Source organism: Georgenia wangjunii (assembly GCF_036421975.1).
In the GTDB taxonomy this organism is placed as follows: Bacteria; Actinomycetota; Actinomycetes; order Actinomycetales; family Actinomycetaceae; genus Georgenia_A; species Georgenia_A wangjunii.
In genome coordinates this window covers 788,292-805,188 of the sequence record NZ_JAZGON010000001.1, presented here as the reverse complement: position 1 = coordinate 805,188, position 16,897 = coordinate 788,292, and the positions used below count along the sequence as shown (strand labels likewise).

The 16,897-nt window shown below is 73.1% G+C and carries 16 protein-coding genes and 1 tRNA gene; 6 read left to right on the top strand and 11 right to left on the bottom strand.

Going from position 1 to position 16,897, the window contains the following annotated elements:
- Window positions 1-67: 67 nt before the first annotated feature.
- Window positions 68-1,264 (top strand): MFS transporter, encoded by a 1,197-nt coding sequence (locus tag V2J63_RS03600; RefSeq protein WP_331229600.1) that lies wholly within the window; start codon window positions 68-70, stop codon window positions 1,262-1,264.
- On the opposite strand, the gene V2J63_RS03595 is transcribed toward V2J63_RS03600, so the two are convergent.
- From V2J63_RS03595 to V2J63_RS03585, 3 genes are all read right to left on the bottom strand, one after another.
- On the bottom strand, window positions 1,261-1,890 hold the full coding sequence (locus V2J63_RS03595; protein WP_331229599.1) for an MBL fold metallo-hydrolase: 630 nt from the start codon (window positions 1,888-1,890) through the stop codon (window positions 1,261-1,263). The two genes, V2J63_RS03600 and V2J63_RS03595, sit on opposite strands and share 4 nt — an antisense overlap.
- Before the next feature lie 26 nt (window positions 1,891-1,916).
- Window positions 1,917-3,011: an S-(hydroxymethyl)mycothiol dehydrogenase gene (locus V2J63_RS03590; protein ID WP_331229598.1), complete on the bottom strand. Its 1,095-nt coding sequence runs from the start codon at window positions 3,009-3,011 to the stop codon at window positions 1,917-1,919.
- A 112-nt stretch (window positions 3,012-3,123) separates the two neighbouring features.
- Window positions 3,124-3,211: transfer RNA gene (locus V2J63_RS03585), tRNA-Ser, on the bottom strand.
- Window positions 3,212-3,448: 237 nt separating this feature from the next.
- Between V2J63_RS03585 and V2J63_RS03580 the strand changes: the two genes are divergently transcribed.
- Window positions 3,449-4,417 (top strand): NAD(P)H-quinone oxidoreductase, encoded by a 969-nt coding sequence (locus V2J63_RS03580; protein WP_331229597.1) that lies wholly within the window; start codon window positions 3,449-3,451, stop codon window positions 4,415-4,417.
- A 59-nt stretch (window positions 4,418-4,476) separates the two neighbouring features.
- Window positions 4,477-5,256 carry a MerR family transcriptional regulator gene (locus V2J63_RS03575; protein WP_331229596.1) on the top strand — a complete coding sequence of 260 codons (780 nt, stop codon included), beginning with the start codon at window positions 4,477-4,479 and terminating at the stop codon, window positions 5,254-5,256.
- Window positions 5,257-5,299: 43 nt separating this feature from the next.
- Here the strand turns inward: V2J63_RS03575 and V2J63_RS03570 are convergent, their stop codons facing one another.
- The 7 genes from V2J63_RS03570 to V2J63_RS03540 form a co-directional block, all read right to left on the bottom strand.
- Window positions 5,300-6,664, bottom strand: a complete 1,365-nt coding sequence (locus V2J63_RS03570; protein WP_331229595.1) for an AGE family epimerase/isomerase — start codon at window positions 6,662-6,664, stop codon at window positions 5,300-5,302.
- A gap of 124 nt (window positions 6,665-6,788) precedes the next feature.
- Entirely contained in the window at window positions 6,789-7,742 is a 954-nt protein-coding gene (locus V2J63_RS03565; protein ID WP_434056275.1) for a carbohydrate ABC transporter permease, read from the bottom strand.
- Window positions 7,739-8,692, bottom strand: coding sequence for a carbohydrate ABC transporter permease (locus V2J63_RS03560; RefSeq protein WP_491062062.1), 954 nt, complete (start codon window positions 8,690-8,692; stop codon window positions 7,739-7,741). The genes V2J63_RS03565 and V2J63_RS03560 overlap by 4 nt, the downstream gene beginning before the upstream one ends.
- A 103-nt stretch (window positions 8,693-8,795) precedes the next feature.
- Window positions 8,796-10,181, bottom strand: a complete 1,386-nt coding sequence (locus V2J63_RS03555) for an ABC transporter substrate-binding protein (protein WP_331229593.1) — start codon at window positions 10,179-10,181, stop codon at window positions 8,796-8,798.
- A 170-nt stretch (window positions 10,182-10,351) separates the two neighbouring features.
- Window positions 10,352-11,257 (bottom strand): HAD family hydrolase, encoded by a 906-nt coding sequence (locus V2J63_RS03550; protein WP_331229592.1) that lies wholly within the window; start codon window positions 11,255-11,257, stop codon window positions 10,352-10,354.
- Window positions 11,254-12,543 (bottom strand): serine--tRNA ligase, encoded by a 1,290-nt coding sequence (serS, locus tag V2J63_RS03545; RefSeq protein WP_331229591.1) that lies wholly within the window; start codon window positions 12,541-12,543, stop codon window positions 11,254-11,256. Before serS ends, V2J63_RS03550 begins: the two co-directional genes overlap by 4 nt.
- A 141-nt stretch (window positions 12,544-12,684) precedes the next feature.
- Window positions 12,685-13,311 carry a maleylpyruvate isomerase N-terminal domain-containing protein gene (locus V2J63_RS03540; protein ID WP_331229590.1) on the bottom strand — a complete coding sequence of 209 codons (627 nt, stop codon included), beginning with the start codon at window positions 13,309-13,311 and terminating at the stop codon, window positions 12,685-12,687.
- 129 nt (window positions 13,312-13,440) lie between these two features.
- Between V2J63_RS03540 and V2J63_RS03535 the strand changes: the two genes are divergently transcribed.
- The 3 genes from V2J63_RS03535 (at window position 13,441) to V2J63_RS03525 (ending at window position 15,821) form a co-directional block, all read left to right on the top strand.
- A complete protein-coding gene (locus V2J63_RS03535; protein WP_331229589.1) occupies window positions 13,441-13,812 on the top strand; it encodes a hypothetical protein in 372 nt (123 codons plus the stop codon).
- Between the two features lie 48 nt (window positions 13,813-13,860).
- Window positions 13,861-14,466 carry a 1-acyl-sn-glycerol-3-phosphate acyltransferase gene (locus tag V2J63_RS03530; RefSeq protein WP_331229588.1) on the top strand — a complete coding sequence of 202 codons (606 nt, stop codon included), beginning with the start codon at window positions 13,861-13,863 and terminating at the stop codon, window positions 14,464-14,466.
- Window positions 14,467-14,564: 98 nt separating this feature from the next.
- Window positions 14,565-15,821 carry a diacylglycerol/lipid kinase family protein gene (locus V2J63_RS03525; protein WP_331229587.1) on the top strand — a complete coding sequence of 419 codons (1,257 nt, stop codon included), beginning with the start codon at window positions 14,565-14,567 and terminating at the stop codon, window positions 15,819-15,821.
- A gap of 69 nt (window positions 15,822-15,890) precedes the next feature.
- On the opposite strand, the gene pheA is transcribed toward V2J63_RS03525, so the two are convergent.
- A complete protein-coding gene (pheA, locus tag V2J63_RS03520; protein WP_331229586.1) occupies window positions 15,891-16,844 on the bottom strand; it encodes a prephenate dehydratase in 954 nt (317 codons plus the stop codon).
- Between the last annotated feature and the right edge of the window lie 53 nt (window positions 16,845-16,897).

Sequence of the window (16,897 nt, the reverse complement as noted above, 5' to 3'; positions counted from 1 at the left end):
CGTAGCCCTCGACGACGTCCTGCAAAGGGGCCCGCTCGGCTCGACGGACGGATACGGTCGCGGTGAGATGGAGCGACCTCCCGCGCCGGGGCTGACACCGGCCACGCTTGCGCTGCTGGCAGTCGCCACCGGCCTGCTCGCGGGTGGGAACTACCTCAACCAGCCGCTCCTCGCCGAGATCGCGCAGGCGCTCGACGTCTCCGACGCCGCCGCTGGACGCACGGTCACGGTGGCGCAGGTGGCCTACGCCCTCGGCCTCGCGCTCCTCGTCCCGCTCGGCGACCGGTTCGAGCAGCGCAACCTCGCCGCCCTCCTCATCGCGCTCACCGCCGTCGGCCACACCGTCTCCGGCTTCGCGACGACGTTCCCCGCCCTCGTCACCGGCATCGCCCTCGCGGCCGTCTCCGCGGCCGCCGCCCAGGTGCTCGTCCCCATGGCCGCCGCGCTGTCGGACCCCGTGCGCCAGGGCCGCACGGTGGGGATCGTCATGTCCGGGCTCGTCACCGGCACGCTCGTTGCGCGGGCGGCGTCCGGTGCCCTCGCCGAGCTCGGGGACTGGCACACGCCCTACCGGGTGGTCGCCGTCCTCCTCCTCGCCATCGCCGCCGCCGTGCTGCTGACGGTGCCGAAGGTCGGGGCGACCACCCGGGCGCGGTACGGCGCGATCCTCGCCTCCGTCGTCCGCCTGCTCCGGGACGAGCCACGGCTGCGGACGCGCGGCGCGACGAGCGCACTGACGTTCGCGTCCATCTCCGCGCTCTGGGCGACGATGACGTTCCTCCTCGCCGAGGACCCGCACATGCTCTCCCCCGCGCAGATCGGGCTCGTCACGCTCGCGGGCGTCATCGGCGCCCAGGCCGCGACCGTCGCCGGGCACCTCGCCGACCGCGGCTTCGCCCAGCGGACGACGGCGGTCGCGCTCGCCGTCCTCTTCCTCTCGTGGGCGGTGCTCGTGCCTGCCACGCGGTGGCTCGCCGCGATGATCGTCGGCTTCGTCCTCATCGACGCCGCGCTCCAGGCGGTCCACCTCAGCAGCCAGAACGTCGTCTACTCGCTCGTGGACGGCGCACGCTCCCGGCTCAACGCCGCGTACATGACGACGTACTTCGCCGGTGGTGCGCTCGGCTCCTGGCTCGGGGTGTGGGCGTGGTCCGGGTGGGGGTGGCCCGGCGTGTGCGTCGTCGCGACGGGGCTGGCCGCGGGCGCCGTCGTCGCGTGGCTCCTCGACCTGCGGGCCGAGCGGGCCGAGGGCCGACCCGTCTAGTGCCCGCGGTCGATCCAGTCCTGCAGGTGCGGGGCCTCGTCGCCGATCGTCGTGCTGTCCCCGTGGCCGGTGTGGACCGTCGTCGCCGCCGGGAGCGCGAGGAGCCTCGTGCGGATCGACTCGACGATCGTCGGGAAGTCGCTGTAGGACCTCCCGGTCGCGCCCGGGCCGCCGCTGAAGAGCGTGTCGCCCGAGAAGAGCGCCCCGAGGGCGGGTGCGTAGTAGCAGACCGCTCCCGGGCTGTGCCCGGGGGTGTGGAGGGCGTGGATCTCGATCCCGGCCACGGGAACGACGTCGCCGTCGGCGACCTCCCGCGCCGGCCGGGTCCCGGGGTAGACCGCCTCCCACAGGACGAGGTCCTCGGGGTGGAGGTGCGCGGGGGCGTCGACGAGCTCCTGCAGCGCCTGGAGGGCGTCGATGTGGTCGTCGTGGGCGTGCGTGAGGAGGATGCCCACGACGCGTCGCCCCCCGACGAGCTCGGCGATGGCGGCGGCGTCGTGCGGTGCGTCGATGACGACGCACTCCTCGTCGTCACCGACCACCCACACGTTGTTGTCCACGTCCCACGTCCCGCCGTCGAGCGAGAAGGTCCCGGACGTCACCGTCTTGTCGATACGCGCGTTCATGCGTCTCCTCTTCCCTGGCGTCTGGTTCAGGCGTCCGCGAGGACGACGACGGAGCGCAGGACGTCGCCCCGGAGCATCTTGGCGAAGGCCTCTTCGACGTCGCCAAGCCCGACCGTCTCGCTGACGAAGTCGTCGAGGTTGAGCCGGCCCTGGAGGTACAGGTCGATGAGCATGGGGAAGTCGCGGCTCGGCAGGCAGTCGCCGTACCAGGCGGACCTGAGTGACCCGCCCCGCCCGAAGACCTCGTCGAGGGGGAGGGTGATCTCCGTGCCCGGGGCCGGGACGCCGACGAGGACGACGCGCCCGGCGAGGTCACGCGCCTCGAACGCCTGGCGGTAGGTCTGGGCGAGCCCCGCCGCATCGATGACGAGGTCGGCGCCGAACCCGCCGGTGAGCTCGCGGATGCGCTCGACGGCGTCCGCCTCGCGGGAGTTGATCGTGTGTGTCGCGCCGAACTTCCGCGCCCACTCGAGCTTCCGGTCCTCGACGTCGACGGCGATGATCGTCGTCGCGCCGGCCAGCGCCGCGCCCGCGATGGCGGCGTCGCCCACGCCCCCGCAGCCGATGACCGCGACGGACTCGCCGCGCGTGACCTCACCGGTGTTGATCGCCGCGCCGATTCCCGCCATGACGCCGCAGCCGACGAGGCCGGCGACCTGCGGCGGGACGGCCGGGTCCACCTTCGTGCACTGCCCGGCGGCGACGAGCGTCTTCTCGGCGAACGCACCGATCCCCAGCGCCGGGCTCAGCTCGGTGCCGTCGAGGAGCGTCATCTTCTGCGTCGCGTTGTGGGTGCTGAAGCAGTACCAGGGCTTGCCCTTGGCGCAGGCGCGGCACTGCCCGCACACGGCGCGCCAGTTGAGGACGACGTAGTCGCCGGGAGCGACCTCGGTGACGCCGGGGCCGACGGCCTCGACGACGCCGGCGGCCTCATGGCCGAGGAGGTAGGGGAAGTCGTCGCCCACCCCGCCGGCGACGTAGTGGTGGTCCGTCTGGCAGACCCCGCAGGCCTGGACCTTGACGACCGCCTCACCGGGACCGGGGTCCGGGACGACGATCGTCGTCAGCTCGACGGGCGCGCCCTTGGCGCGCGAGATGACACCTTGCACGTGCTGCGGCATGCCTGACCTCCGTGGTGCGGGACCGGTCCAGCGACCATACAGCGGGGCTCCGGCCGTGCGACCGGAGCGCCTGGTGGCAGGCGACGCCGGGCGTGCCCGTGCCGGCGTCGAGCGGAGGGCAAGGGATTCGAACCCTTGGTGCGGGGTCACCGCACAACGGTTTTCAAGACCGTCACATTCGGCCGCTCTGTCAGCCCTCCAGCCCCACGGCGCCAGGCGCCAGGGACGCCGGCAAGTCTAGGGGAGCCGGTCCCCGCCACGACGTCGCTGCCTGAGCGCGTGCTGCGCTCGATCGGCGGGCTGCTGCCGGCGCCCGCGGCTCCCCCCCGCGCCCCGGCAGACCCTCGGGTTCCGCGGCCCGCACCCCGGACCCGCGCCCCGCAGCTGCCGCCAGCCCCGCCCCTGCCCCCCAGCGCACCTCGTCCTAGCATCGACAGATGCGTGCGATCACTGTGACCGATGACGGCACCCTCGAGCTGACCGAGGTCGAGACACCCACGGCCGGGCCCAGCGAGGTCCTCGTCGACGTGGCGGCCGCGGGCGTCAACCGCGCCGACCTCCTCCAGCGCGCCGGGAACTACCCGCCCCCGCCCGGCGCCTCACCGATCCTCGGGCTCGAGTGCTCGGGCACGATCGCCGCCGTCGGCGAGGGCGTGCGGGGCTGGGACGTCGGCCAGGACGTCACCGCGCTCCTCGACGGCGGTGGGTATGCCGAGCGCGTCGCGGTGCCCGCTGGGCAGCTGCTCCCGGTGCCCGCGGGGCTCGACCTCGTCGACGCCGCCGGCCTGCCCGAGGCCGTGTGCACGGTGTGGTCCAACCTCGTCCACGTCGCGGGCCTGCGCGCCGGGGAGACGCTCCTCGTCCAGGGCGGGTCCGGCGGGGTGGGCTCGGTCGCCCTTCAGGTGGCGGCTGCCCTCGGCACCCGCGTCCTCACGACCGCCGGCGGGCCGGAACGGGTCGCCCGCTGCCTCGAGCTCGGCGCCGACGTCGCCATCGACCACCGCGCGGAGGACGTCCTCACCGCCGTCCGGGAGCACACGGGCGGGCGGGGTGTCGACGTCGTCCTCGACGTCCTCGGCGCCGGTGGGCTCGCCGTCAACGTCCCCGCCCTCGCCGTCGGCGGGCGCCTCGTCGTCATCGGCACCCAGCAGGGCCGCCGCGGGGAGCTCGACCTCGGGGCGCTGCTCACGCGCCGGGCGAGCATCCACGCGACGACCCTGCGGGCGCGGCCCCGCGCCGAGAAGGCCGCCATCGTGGCCGATGTCCGCGCCCAGGCCTGGCCGATGCTCGACGACGGCCGGCTGAGCGCCGTCGTCCACGCGCGGCTCCCCCTCGCGGACGCGGACCGCGCGCACGCACTCATGGACGGCGGCGAGGTGTTCGGCAAGGTGCTCCTCGTGCCCTGACGAACCACCTGGCGCTGTCCGCTTGACCCTCACGCGACGTGAGGCAGGAGGGTTGGTCCATGACCGCGACAGACGAGGAGACGACGGTGCTCACGGTGGGTCAGGTGGCTGCCCGGTACGGCGTCACGGTGCGCACGCTGCACCACTACGACGACGTCGGGCTGCTCACCCCCAGCGCACGCAGCCGCTCGGGCTACCGGCAGTACACGCCCGACGACCTCACGCGCCTGCAGCACATCGTCGTCTACCGGCGCCTCGGCTTCCCGCTCGAGGCGATCGCGGAGCTGCTCGACGGTGGCGCCGTCGTCGAGCACCTCCGGCGTCAGAAGGACGTGGTCATGTCCCGGCTGGACGAGATGAAGGATCTCGTCACGGCCATCGACCGAGCACTGGAGCAGGAGATGAACGGAACAAACCTCACCCCCGACGAGCAGAAGGAGCTCTTCGGCGACGGGTTCGAGGACGAGTACGCGGCCGAGGCCGAGGAGCGTTGGGGCGACACGGACGCGTGGCGGCAGTCACAGGCCCGGACGTCGCGCTACACGAAGACGGACTGGGAGGAGATCAGCGCGGAGACCGCGGCGATCAACGCCGCGTACGTCGCCGCGATGGAGGCGGGGCTGCCGGCATCGAGCCCGGAGGCGATGGACGCGGCGGAGCGCGCGCGGGTCCAGATCCACGAGCGCTTCTACGACATCGACGCCCAGTTCCACCGCAACCTCGGCGACATGTACGTCGCCGACCCGCGCTTCGCGAAGACGTACGAGGACATCCACCCCGGACTGGCCGGGTACGTCCGTGACGCCATCCACGCGAACGCGGACCGGCAGGCCGGCTGACCGCACCGCCACCGGCCGGCGCCCTGACCCTCGCGGACGAGGGTCAGGGCATCGGGTGGCGGTTGTCGAGGAGCCCGGCCGCGACCGCGGGGGCGAACGCCGGCGTGAGCGGCAGACGCCCGACGAGGGTGGCCTGGAGCGAGTGGTAGATGTCCGGCTTGCCGGGCCACGTCTTCTCGCTCGGGCCGTTGCGCGGGCTCAGCTCGTGGCGCCATGCCCCGGGCGCCTCGATGAGGTGGACGGCGGCGTAGTCCCACCAGGTCCGGTACCACTCGTCGTAGCGGTCCTCACCGGTGGCCGCCTGGAGCGCGGCGGCTGCGGCGATCCCCTCGCAGACCACCCAGTGCATGCGCTCGCGCACGACCGGCTCGCCGGTGAAGTCGACGGTGTAGACGAAACCGTCGGCGCCGTCGACGGCCCAGCCCTCCTCGACGGAGCGGTCGAACAGGGCACGTGCGGACTCGAGCATCCACGGCTCCGCCTCACGCCGGCGCACGAGGAGCGCCTCGCGGGCGTGGAGGACGAGCCTGGCCCACTCGAGCCAGTGCCCGACGGTGGCTCCGAAGGGCCGGAAGGGGTGCGCCGGCTGCTCGCGGTTGTAGTCGAGCAGCGCCTCCCACCCCGGGCCGAAGTGCTCGGGGATGCGCCAGTGATTCTCCCGCGCGAACGAGTCGAGGACGCGGCGCGTGATGCGCACGGCGCGGTCGAGCCAGCGGTCGTCGCCCGTCACGTCCGCCGCCGCGAGGTACGCCTCGACGGTGTGCATGTTCGCGTTGACGCCGCGGTACTCCTCGCACGCGGAGAACGAGCGGTCCCAGGACTCGACGACCATCCCCTCGTCCTCGCTCCAGAAGTGCCGGTCGCTCACGGCAAGGGCCTCGTCGAGGAGCTCGCGCGCCCCCGGGCGCCCGGCGGCCGCCGCCGACGCGGCGGCGAGGACGACGAACGCGTGGGCGTAGGCCTCCTTGGCGTCGACGACCACGCGCGGGTCCGACGGCGCGGCGGCGCCACCGGCATGCGCATCGGCGCCCACCTCGGTGCTGGCGTCTGCGTCAGCCTCGGTGCCGGCACCGGCGTCAGTCCCGGCGGTGGCCACGTCCTCCACCCGGGCCTCGACGGCCGAGTACCAGCCACCGTGCTCAGCGTCGGCGAACGCCCCCCGCAGGGCGGCGATGCCGTGGTCGACGAGCGGGCCGAAGCCCGGGCGCCCCAGCATCGCGCCGAGAGCGAAGCAGTGCGTCATGCGGGCGTTGACCCACAGCTCGGCCGGCTTCGCCGGGTCGACCGCGCCGTCGGCGTCGAGGTACCCGAAGCCGGTCCGCAGCCGCGCCCCCCGTCCGAAGGCGAGCAGTGCGTCGGTCTCGGCGCTCAACCACTGCGCGTGGGTCTTCGAGCCCAGCCAGGTCATCGGTCCTCCTTGATCGCTTCCGCCCGAGGCTACTGCGCCCGGGCCGCCCTCCAGCACGGCGGAAGCCTCCGAGCCGGCGCGACGGAGCCGCGGGCGCCCGTGGCACCCGCGGCTCCGGCGCGGCTCAGCCCTTGACGGACCCGGCCAGGAGTCCTCGCACGAAGTACTTCTGCAACGAGAGGAACACGATGACGGGCACGATGATCGAGACGAAGGCGCCCGCCGTGAGGAGGTGCCAGTCCTGACCGCGCGAACCGGCCATCTCCGCCAGCCGCGCGGTGAGCGGCTGGACGGCGTTGTTGCCGCCGGTGAACGTGAGGCCGACGAGCAGGTCGTTCCACACCCACAGGAACTGGAAGATCGCGAAGCTCGCGATCGCCGGCACGAGGAGCGGGAGCATGACGCGCAGGAACACGGTCACGTGCCCGGCGCCGTCCACCCGCGCCGCCTCGATGAGCTCCCGCGGGATCTCCGACATGAAGTTGTGGAGGAGGAACGTCGCCAGCGGCATGGCGAAGCACGCGTGCGCGACCCACACCGCGAGGTAGGGGAACGCCTCGCTCGCGGCCGTGCCGGAGAAGATCCGCAGGAGCGGGATGAGCGCCATCTGCAGCGGCACGATCTGGAGCGCGAAGACGAGGATGAACACGGTGTCCCGGCCCCGCCACTGGAGCACGGAGAACGCGTAGGCGGCCATCGTCGCGACGACGAGCGGGATGACCGTCGCCGGCACCGTGATGACGACGGAGTTGATGAAGAAGCCCGACAGGGCACCCGAGGAGGCGCGCCCGAAGAGCACCTCGGAGTAGTTCTCCAGCGTGAACGCCGGGTTGGCGAAGAACGTCCACCAGCCCGACGTACGGATGTCCGACTCGGGCCGCACCGAGCTGAGGAGCATGCCGACGATGGGGATCGTCCACAGGAGCGCGACGACGACGGCGACGGCGGAACCCACCCGGGAGGTGAGCATCTGCTTGGCCCGGCTGCTGGCCGAGCGCCCCGACGTCATCGGGTCGGGCAGCGTGCGCGAGCGCCCCGGCTCCGCGATCGCGGGGTTGGCAGGTGTGGTGCCGCTCATGATCCACGCACCTCCCTGTTCTTGATCATCTGTCGGACGTTGAAGACGACGATGGGGATGACGAGCACGAAGATGACGACCGCGAGCGCCGAGCCCGTGCCGGCGTTGCCGAACGTGAACGACTGGTCGTACATCATGTTGGCGAGCACCTGGGTGTCGAACCGAGCACCCGTCATCGTGCGGGGGATGTCGAAGATCTTCAGCGTCGCGATCGTGATCGTCGTGACGACGACGACGAGCGTGGGCCGGATGCTCGGCACCGTGATGTTGCGGAACATCTGCCAGGCGCTCACGCCGTCGAGGCGCGCGGCCTCGACGATGTCGTCCGGGATCGCCTTGATGGCCGCGGAGAGCAGGACCATGGCGAAACCGGCCTGGATCCAGATCATGACGACGATGAGGAAGAACGTGTTCCACGGCGCGTCCTGGAGGAACCGCACCGGCTCGAGCCCGACGCCCGTGATGATCGCGTTGAGCAGCCCGATCTGCTCCTGGGCGGCGCCGCGGTACTCGTAGACGAACTTCCAGATGATGCCCGCGCCGACGAACGAGATGGCCATCGGCGTGAAGAGCAGCGTCTTGGCGACCTTCTCGAACTTCGCGCGGTCGATGAGGATCGCGTAGAGCAGGCCGACGCCGGTCGACACGGTCGGCACGAGGACGACCCACCAGAAGGTGTTGATGAACGACTGCAGCGAGTCGGGGTTGCTCAGGACCCACGCGTAGTTGTCGAGACCGACCCACGTGCTGCTCGAGCGGTCCATGAAGGACATCATCGTCGTGCGGATCGCGGGGTAGATGAGCCCGACGCCGAGGAGCGCGAGGGCGGGGCCGCCGAAGAGCAGCACCATCCAGATCGTCCGCGAGCGCCCCGCCACCCGGTCCGCGACCTTGGCGAGCAGGAGGAGGACGGCGACGACGGCGAGGAAGGCGACGACCGCCAGGATCATCTGGCCGAACTTGGAGTAGAGGAAGAAGTCCACGCTGAGCAGCTCCCTTCAGGAGACCGCGGCGGGGGCACGGCATACGCCGTGCCCCCGCTCGTCGGTCAGGTCAGCCGGCCGGCCAGGCGGCCTCGATGTTGTCGAGGACCGACTGCGTGTCGGAGCCGTTGATCCAGTCGACCATCCCGGTCCAGAACGCGCCGGCGCCCACCTCGGACGGCATCATGTCCGAGCCGTCGAACCGGACGACGGTGTCCTCGGCCTGGAAGAGCTCGATGGCCTGGCGGAGCACGTCGGAGGTGGCCAGCTCCGGGTCGACGTCGAGGTGCGCCGAGGTGACGCCGCCGATCTCGACGCGGGTGTTCGCCCACTCCCCGGAGGACATGAAGTGCTGGACCGCCTGTGTGGCCTCGCGGTCGTTGAAGGCAGCGACGAACTCGCCCGCGACGAGCAGCGGGGTCGCGCCGGCCTCCGTGCCGGGCAGCGGGAACGCGAACACGTCACCCTCGGGGCTGACGTCCGTGCCCGCCGGCCACTGGGCCTCGTAGAAGGAAGCCTGGCGGTGGAGGAAGCAGTTGCCGTCGAGGATCGGCAGGCCACCGTCGTTGAAGGACGTCGTCGCGATGGAGCGCGAGTCGCCGAGCCCGCCGTTGACGTAGTTGTCGTCCTTGAGGATCGCGCCAGCCATGTCGACGGCCTCGACGATCTGCGGGTCGTTGAAGGGGATCTCGTGCGCGACCCACTGGTCGTAGACGTCGCCGCCGCCGACGCGCAGGACGAGGTCCTCGATCCAGTCGGTGGCGGGCCAGCCGGTCGCACCGGCCGACTCGATGCCGGCACACCAGGGCTTGACGGTGTCGGAGCCCTGGTCGGATGCGATCTGCTCGGTCAGCTCCATGAGCGCGTCCCACGTCTCGGGGACCTCGTAGCCGTTCTCCTCGAACGCCTGCGGCGGGTACCAGACGAAGGACTTGACCGAGGAGAGCATGGGCGAGGCGTAGAAGTCGCCGTCGACCGTTCCGTAGGTCTTCCAGTCCTCGGTCCAGCCCTCGTCGACGTTCGCCTCGACCTCCTCGGTGGCGGGCAGGACGTGGCCGTCACGCACCATGCGCTGAAGGAGGCCAGGCTGGGGGATCGCCGCGAGGTCGGGGGCGTTGCCGCCCTCGGCCTGGACGACGAGCTGCTGCTCGAACTCGCCGGAGCCGTTGTGAGTGACCTCGATGCCGGTGCACTCGGTGAACTGCTCGAACGAGTCCTGCATCTGGTCTGCCTCGACCTCGCGGATCGAGGTGAACAGGGTGACCTCCTCACCCTCGAACGTGCCGTACTCCTCGAAGGCCGAGCAGTCGCCGTCGGCGCTGGCGTCACCGCCGCCACCGCCACCGCCACCACCTCCGCCACCGAGGTCGTCAGCGCCGCCGCACGCGGCGAGCGCGAGCACGAGGGTCAGGGAGCCTGCTGTCACGGCGACCTTGCGTCGTCCGGTTCGAACCATTGCCGATTCCTCCTCATTACCGCGTCGTAATGCGCGCGCAGGGAAGCGGACGTCCCTACGCGTCCCCAGACAATCCCGTGCAACGCCTTCGCGCAAGCAACGCGCAGGATGATCGGGTAACGATCCGATCACATCGTGAGACGGGTCACGGCCCCCTCACGCGGCGGTGCTCAGCCGAGGAGAGCCCGCAGGACCGGGACCGCCCCATCGTCCTCGACGGCGTCGGTGAGGGCGTCGGCGGCCGCGCGCGTGACGTCGTCGGCCCCGCCCATGGCCACCCCGTGCGCCGCCCAGCGAAGCATCTCGATGTCGTTGCGGCCGTCCCCCATCGCGAGCGTCGCCCGCGGGCCGACGCCGAGCCGCCCCCGCAGCATCTCGAGCGCGCTCGCCTTGGACACCCCGTCGGGGGCGAGGTCGAGCCACGCCGTCCAGCCGACGGCGTAGGACACGCCGTGGAGCCCGACGCGCTCGACGAGGGCGTGGAAGTCCTCGGCCGACAGGTGGGGCGCCCGCAGCGTCACGCGGCTGGCGGGCGAGGCGCACAGCTCCTCGAAGTCGACGACGTGCACCTCCCCGGACAGCTCACCCGCGGGGAACGGCTCGCTCACCTTGAACCCGCGGCCCAGGTCCTCGACGGCGAACCGGCCCTCGGGCAGCTCGGCCCGCAGGAGCCGCAGCGCCGGCTCCGGGTCGAAGGTGACGACGTCGCTGATCTCGTACCCGCCGTCGAGGGCGGGGTCGAGGCGCAGGCACACGGCCCCGTTGGAGCACACGGCCCAGCCGGTGACGAGGTCGAGCTCGGCGAGGACGGGGGTGACGGCGGACAGCGACCGGCCGGTGGACAGGACGACGTGGGCGCCGGCGTCGTCGAGCGCGCGGACCGCCGCGCGCACGGCCGGCGAGAGGACCTGCTCGTGGCTGAGGAGCGTGCCGTCGATGTCGAGCGCGACGAGGAGGTCGGGCCCGGCGGGCGGCAGGTCGGGCGGCAGCGCGGCGCGCGCGGTCGCGACGCGCCCCGGCATGGCGGGCCCGCCGTCGTCGTCGCCGACCGTGCCCACCACGACGTCCGGGCTCACGCCCGCTGCCCGCCGCCGGTGGGCTCGAGGACCTCGAGCCCGCCGAGGTAGGGCCGCAGGCCCGCGGGGACCCGCACCGAACCGTCGGGGAGCTGGTGGTTCTCGAGGATGGCGACGAGCCAGCGCGTCGTGGCGAGCGTGCCGTTGAGCGTGGCGACCGGGCGGGTCTCCCCCGCCGCGGTGCGCTCGCGCACCCCGAGGCGGCGCGCCTGGAACGTCGTGCAGTTCGACGTCGAGGTCACCTCCATGAACCGCTCCTGGCTCGGCAACCAGGCCTCGCAGTCGAACTTGCGCGCGGCGGAGGAGCCGAGGTCGCCGGCGGCGACGTCGATGACGCGGTAGGGGAGCTCGACCTTGGCGAGCATCTGCTCCTCCCACGCGAGGAGTCGCGCGTGCTCGTCCTGCGCGTCCTCCTGGGCGCAGTACGAGAACATCTCGACCTTGTTGAACTGGTGGACGCGGATGATCCCGCGCGTGTCCTTGCCGTACGAGCCGGCCTCGCGGCGGTAGCACGTGGACCAGCCGGCGTAGCGGAGCGGGCCGTCGGAGAGGTCGAGGATCTCCCCGGCGTGGTAGCCCGCGAGCGCCACCTCGGACGTACCCGTGAGGTAGAGGTCGTCCGCGGGCAGGTGGTAGATCTCGTCCGCGTGGGCCCCGAGGAACCCGGTGCCGGCCATCATCTCCGGGGAGACGAGCGTCGGGGTGATCATCGGGACGAAGCCCTCGGTGACCGCCTGGTCCATCGCGGCGTTGAGGAGCGCGAGCTCGAGGCGCGCGCCGATCCCGGTGAGGTAGTAGAACCGCGCGCCGGACACCTTCGTGCCCCGCTTGGTGTCGATCGCACGCAGTCCCTCCCCGAGCTCGAGGTGGTCGCGCACCGGAACGCCCTCGGACACCAGGTCCCGCACGCTCCCCTCCTCGCGCAGGACGACGAAGTCGTCGGGCCCCCCGGCGGGCACGCCGTCGACGACGACGTTCGAGAGCCGCAGCGCGAGCGCCTCCGCCTCGGCGGCCACGTCCGCGGCCTCCCGCTCGGCGACCTTCACCTGCTCGGCGAGGTCCTTCGCGCGGGCGAGGACGGCCGGCCGCTCCTCGGGGCTCGCCTTGCCCACCCCGCGGCTGACGGACTTCTGCTCCGCCCGGAGCTGCTCGAAGGCGCCGAGCGTCGATCGGCGGCGCTCGTCCGCCTCGAGGACGGCGTCGACGAGCGCGGGGTCCTCGCCGCGGGAGCGCTGGCTCGCCCGCACGACGTCGGGGTTGTCACGAAGAGCGCGTAGGTCGATCACGCCGTCGAGCCTAGTTGGTGCACCCACCCGGTGCGGATGCCGGCGGCGGCTCCCCTCCGTCGAGGGGCTCGGCCCGGTCGGGGCCCCCCGGGGCGAGCCCCTCACGTCGGCGCCCGCGGACCCGCCCCCGCCCCGCGGCGCTCAGAGGAGCGAGTACCCGTCGGGGAGCGGACCGCGGCCCGTCGCCGAGCGCAGGAGCGCCCCCGCGCGCCCCGTCCCGACGGCGAGCTCGCTCAGCACCTCGAGGGCCGCGCGGGCGGCGCCGGGCGGCGGTTCCTCCTCCTCGCCCAGGGCCGCACGGAGGTCGGCCGTGTGGATGGTCAGCTCGAAGGTGCGGGTGGGCAGGTAGTCGGTGAGGCGCATCGCACCGAGCAGCGTGGCGATGACCGCGTGCGGGTCCGCGGTCCCGACGCGGTCGAGGACGCGGGCGGCGATGGCGGTGATCGCGCCGGCAGGGTCCTCCCCCAGCGCGCGCCCGGCGTCGCGGCCCCGCTGGGCCACCGCCTCGGGGTCGGCGGCCGACTCGAAGCCGGACACCCGGCGGAAGTACTCGGCCGGTGAGGCGACCTCCACCGCCGTCGCCGGCGAGTCGAGGTAGGCCTCGACCGTGAGGAAGGACCGGCTCGTGTGCCCGAGGAGGTCGCGGACCGTCCACACCCCGAGGCCCGGCTCCTGCTCGCGGCCGGCGGCGAGCGGTGCCGTCCGGACGAACCACCCAGCCGCCTCGGCGAAGGCCTCCCGGCGCTCGTCCCAGCGCGTGACGTCCACCGCCCCAGCGTAGGCCGGGGCTCCGCCCGGGAGGAAGGTCCACGACCCACGTCCGGGCGTGTGATCACGCGCGCTGGGCGGGCCGCTGTGGCACCCTTGAGGTGTCACGACCTCGCCGAGGAGGAGACCATGACCGTCGCACCGAGCACCGCGGAACGGTTCACGCCCCTGCTGCGGCGCGGGGAGTCGGTTCGCCACGTCATCCCCGTCATGGCGGAGATCATGGGCGTCGTGAGCGTGTCCCTCAACGAGACCTGCATCGTCGTGACGGACGAGCGGGTCCTCGTCGTGACGGGAGGGCTCCTGCGCCGAGGCGGACCCGCGAAGGTCGACCGGGAGTTCTCCCGGAGCACGCGCCTCGGCCCCCTCGACAGCGCTCTCGGCCCCGCCATCACGCTCGGATCCGTCACCTACGAGATCGACGACGACGCCGCACCTCTCGTCGCGGTGGCCGACGCCGAGCTCGCCGACTCACGCCCTGAGGACGCCGAGCGCCGCTGACGTCCGTCGCCGCATGACGCGCCGGCGCGGTCCTCTACGCTCAGCGGCGTGAGAACCCGCCGCCTCGTCGCCCGCGCCTACTGGGCCCTGAGCCGCTGGACCCTGCGCTCTCAGCCACCGCCCGCGAACGGCACGGGCATCCTCATCGGCGCCCCGCACACGTCGAACTGGGACTTCGTCCTCATGCTGGCGATCACGTGGCGGGCGGGGATCCACGTGAGGTTCCTCGGCAAGCACACGCTCTTCCGGGCGCCGTTCGGCCCGCTCATGCGCGCTCTCGGCGGGATCCCGGTGGACCGGCGTGACCCGCACGGGCTCGTCGACGACGTCGTCGGCCGGATCCGCGCGGGCGAGCGGTTCTTCCTCGTCATCACCCCCGAGGGCACGCGTGGCGCGGCCGAGTACTGGAAGTCCGGCTTCTACCGCATCGCCCGCGAGGCTGGCCTGACGCTCACGCTCGGCTACGTCGACCGGCCGACGATGACGACGGGCCTGGGCCCGACGCTCGAGCTCACCGGGGACGTCGCGGCGGACATGGACCGGATCCGCGCCTTCTACGCGGACAAGCGCGGTCTGCGCCCGAAGAACCGCACCGAGCCCCGGCTCCGCGACGAGACCCAGGGCGCCGACGGCGCGGCGACCCCCGCCGCCTGACCCTGGCGGGCCCGCTCGACAGCCCCGGCCGGTCCTGGCGAACGGTGCGCACACGCGCTCAAGGTTCGGGAGGGCTCCCTTGGCGCTACGGTGCCTGCGTGACCTGGGAACAGTGGGTGAGCATCGCGGCGCTCGTGCTCGCCGTCGGCGCGCTCGCCGTCGGCATCTCCGTGTGGCGAGCCGTCAAGGCACGCACGCCGAGCTTCGCCAACGACGAGCCGGCCACCGAGGAGCGGGGCACGCCCACGGGCCCGCCCGCGGTCGTCTTCAACCCCTCGAAGTCGGCTGACGGCGAGCGCCTGCGCTCCCTCGTCACCCAGTCGGCCGCCGAGGCAGGCCTCAGCGAGCCGCTGTGGTTCGAGACGACGGTCGAGGACCCGGGCCTCGGCCAGGCGCGCGAGGCTCTCGCGGCCGGCGCGTCGGTCGTCATCGCGGCCGGGGGCGACGGGACGGTGCGCGCCGTCGCCGAGGCGCTCGCGGGCACGACCACCCCCATGGCGCTCCTCCCCCTCGGCACCGGCAACCTCCTCGCGCGCAACCTCGACCTGCCCCTCGGCGACCAGCGCGAGATGGTCACCGTCGCGCTCACCGGCCGCGACCGTCCGATGGACCTCGGCTGGCTCCGCACCGAGCCGCTCACGCCCGAGCACGCCCGGGAGGTCTACGGCAACCCGGACGCGTCCTCCGCCGCGAGCTCGGAGAAGACCGGCTCGGCCGAGGCCGCCGTCGGGCGCTACAACGACCCGTCCAAGCCGGAGGACGGCTCGAGCGAGGGGCCGCCGGAGGTGGAGGCCGGCGCACTGCCGAGCTCCGACCCGGACAAGGAGCACGTCTTTCTCGTCATCGGCGGCATGGGCTTCGACGCGGCCATGGTCAGCGCCGCGGACGACGAGCTCAAGGCGAAGATCGGCTGGGTGGCCTACTTCGTCGCCGGCGTGCGGCACCTCACGGGTCGCAAGATCCACGCGACGATCGAGATGGGCGAGTCCGAGGCGTCCCAGACCTTCACCGCCCGCACGGTCCTCTTCGCCAACTGCGGGCGCCTGCCCGGCGGCGTCGTCCTCTTCCCCGACGCGCAGCTCGACGACGGCTGGCTCGACATCGGCGCGATCGACACCAAGGGCGGGCTCATCGGCTGGGCCGACCTCCTGCGCAAGGTCACCCTCCAGGGCATGGGTGTGCGCAAGGACCTCGTGCCCTACAGCACCGGTTCGATCGAGTTCCGCCGCACCCGCACCGTCACGGTGCGCACCGAGGAGCCGGAGCACGTCCAGGTCGACGGCGACCTCGTCGGGATGGCGACGGTCGTCCACGCCCGCGTCGAGGAGGCCGGCCTCCGGGTCCGGACGGCGTAGCGGGGGCCCGGGCGTCGCGCCGGGCGCGAGCGCCCTCGACGGAGCCGGCGGCTGAGCCGACGGCGCCCCTCAGACCTTCCCGTCGCGCAGGCCCTCCACCCACTGACGGGCCGCGACGAAGTCCGCGTCGTAGGTGCCGGGGGCGAGCCGAGCCGGTACCCCGTCCACCCGCGGGTAGGACCCGAGGAACCGCACGAGCGGGCACACCCGGTGCAGGCCGATGAGGGTGGCCTGCACGCGCTCCTCAGCGATGTGCCCCTCGAGGTCGATCGAGAAGGAGTACCGGCCCAGCGAGTCCCCGATCGGCCGGGACTCGATCCGGGAGAGGTTGACCCCCCGCACGGCGAACTGGTCGAGGAGGTGCAGCAGCGCGCCGGCCTCGTTGTCCGGCAGGTGCACCATGAGGGTCGTCTTGTCCGCCCCGGTCGGCGGGGGGATCTCGCCCGGCTGCGCGACGAGCACGAAGCGCGTCACGGCGTTCCGGTTGTCCGCGACGCCCTCGGCCAGCGTCTCGAGGCCGTAGCGCGCGGCGGACAGCGCCGAGCACAGCGCGGCGTCGTAGCCGGCCGCTGCCCGGTCGGGTGCCTGTGCGAGGAGCTCGGCGCCCGCGGCGGTCGAGGTGGCGGGGACGTGCACGGCGTCGGGGATGGTGCCCGACGCCCAGCGGCGGCACTGCGCCCACGCGTGCGGGTGGGTGGCGACGCGGCGCACGTCCGCCAGCGCCGTGCCGGGCTTCACGGCGAGGACGAAGGCGATGGGGACGACCATCTCGCCGACGACGACGAGCGGCTCCCCGGCGGCGAGCGCGTCGAGGGTGGCGTTGACCCCGCCCTCGACGGAGTTCTCGATCGGGACGACGGCGAAGTCGGCGGCCCCCGCGCGCACCTTCTCGAGGGCCGAGACGACGTCCGTGCACCCGAGGGCCTCGACGTCCTCGTCACCGACGATCTCGCGCAGGGCGGCCTCGGTGAACGTGCCCTCCGGCCCTAGGTAGGCGTAGCGCGCTCGCTGCTGCTCGGGCATGGGCCCTCCCCTTCGTCGTCCTGGCGGCGGCCCCCGCGCGGCTGAGCCGGGCG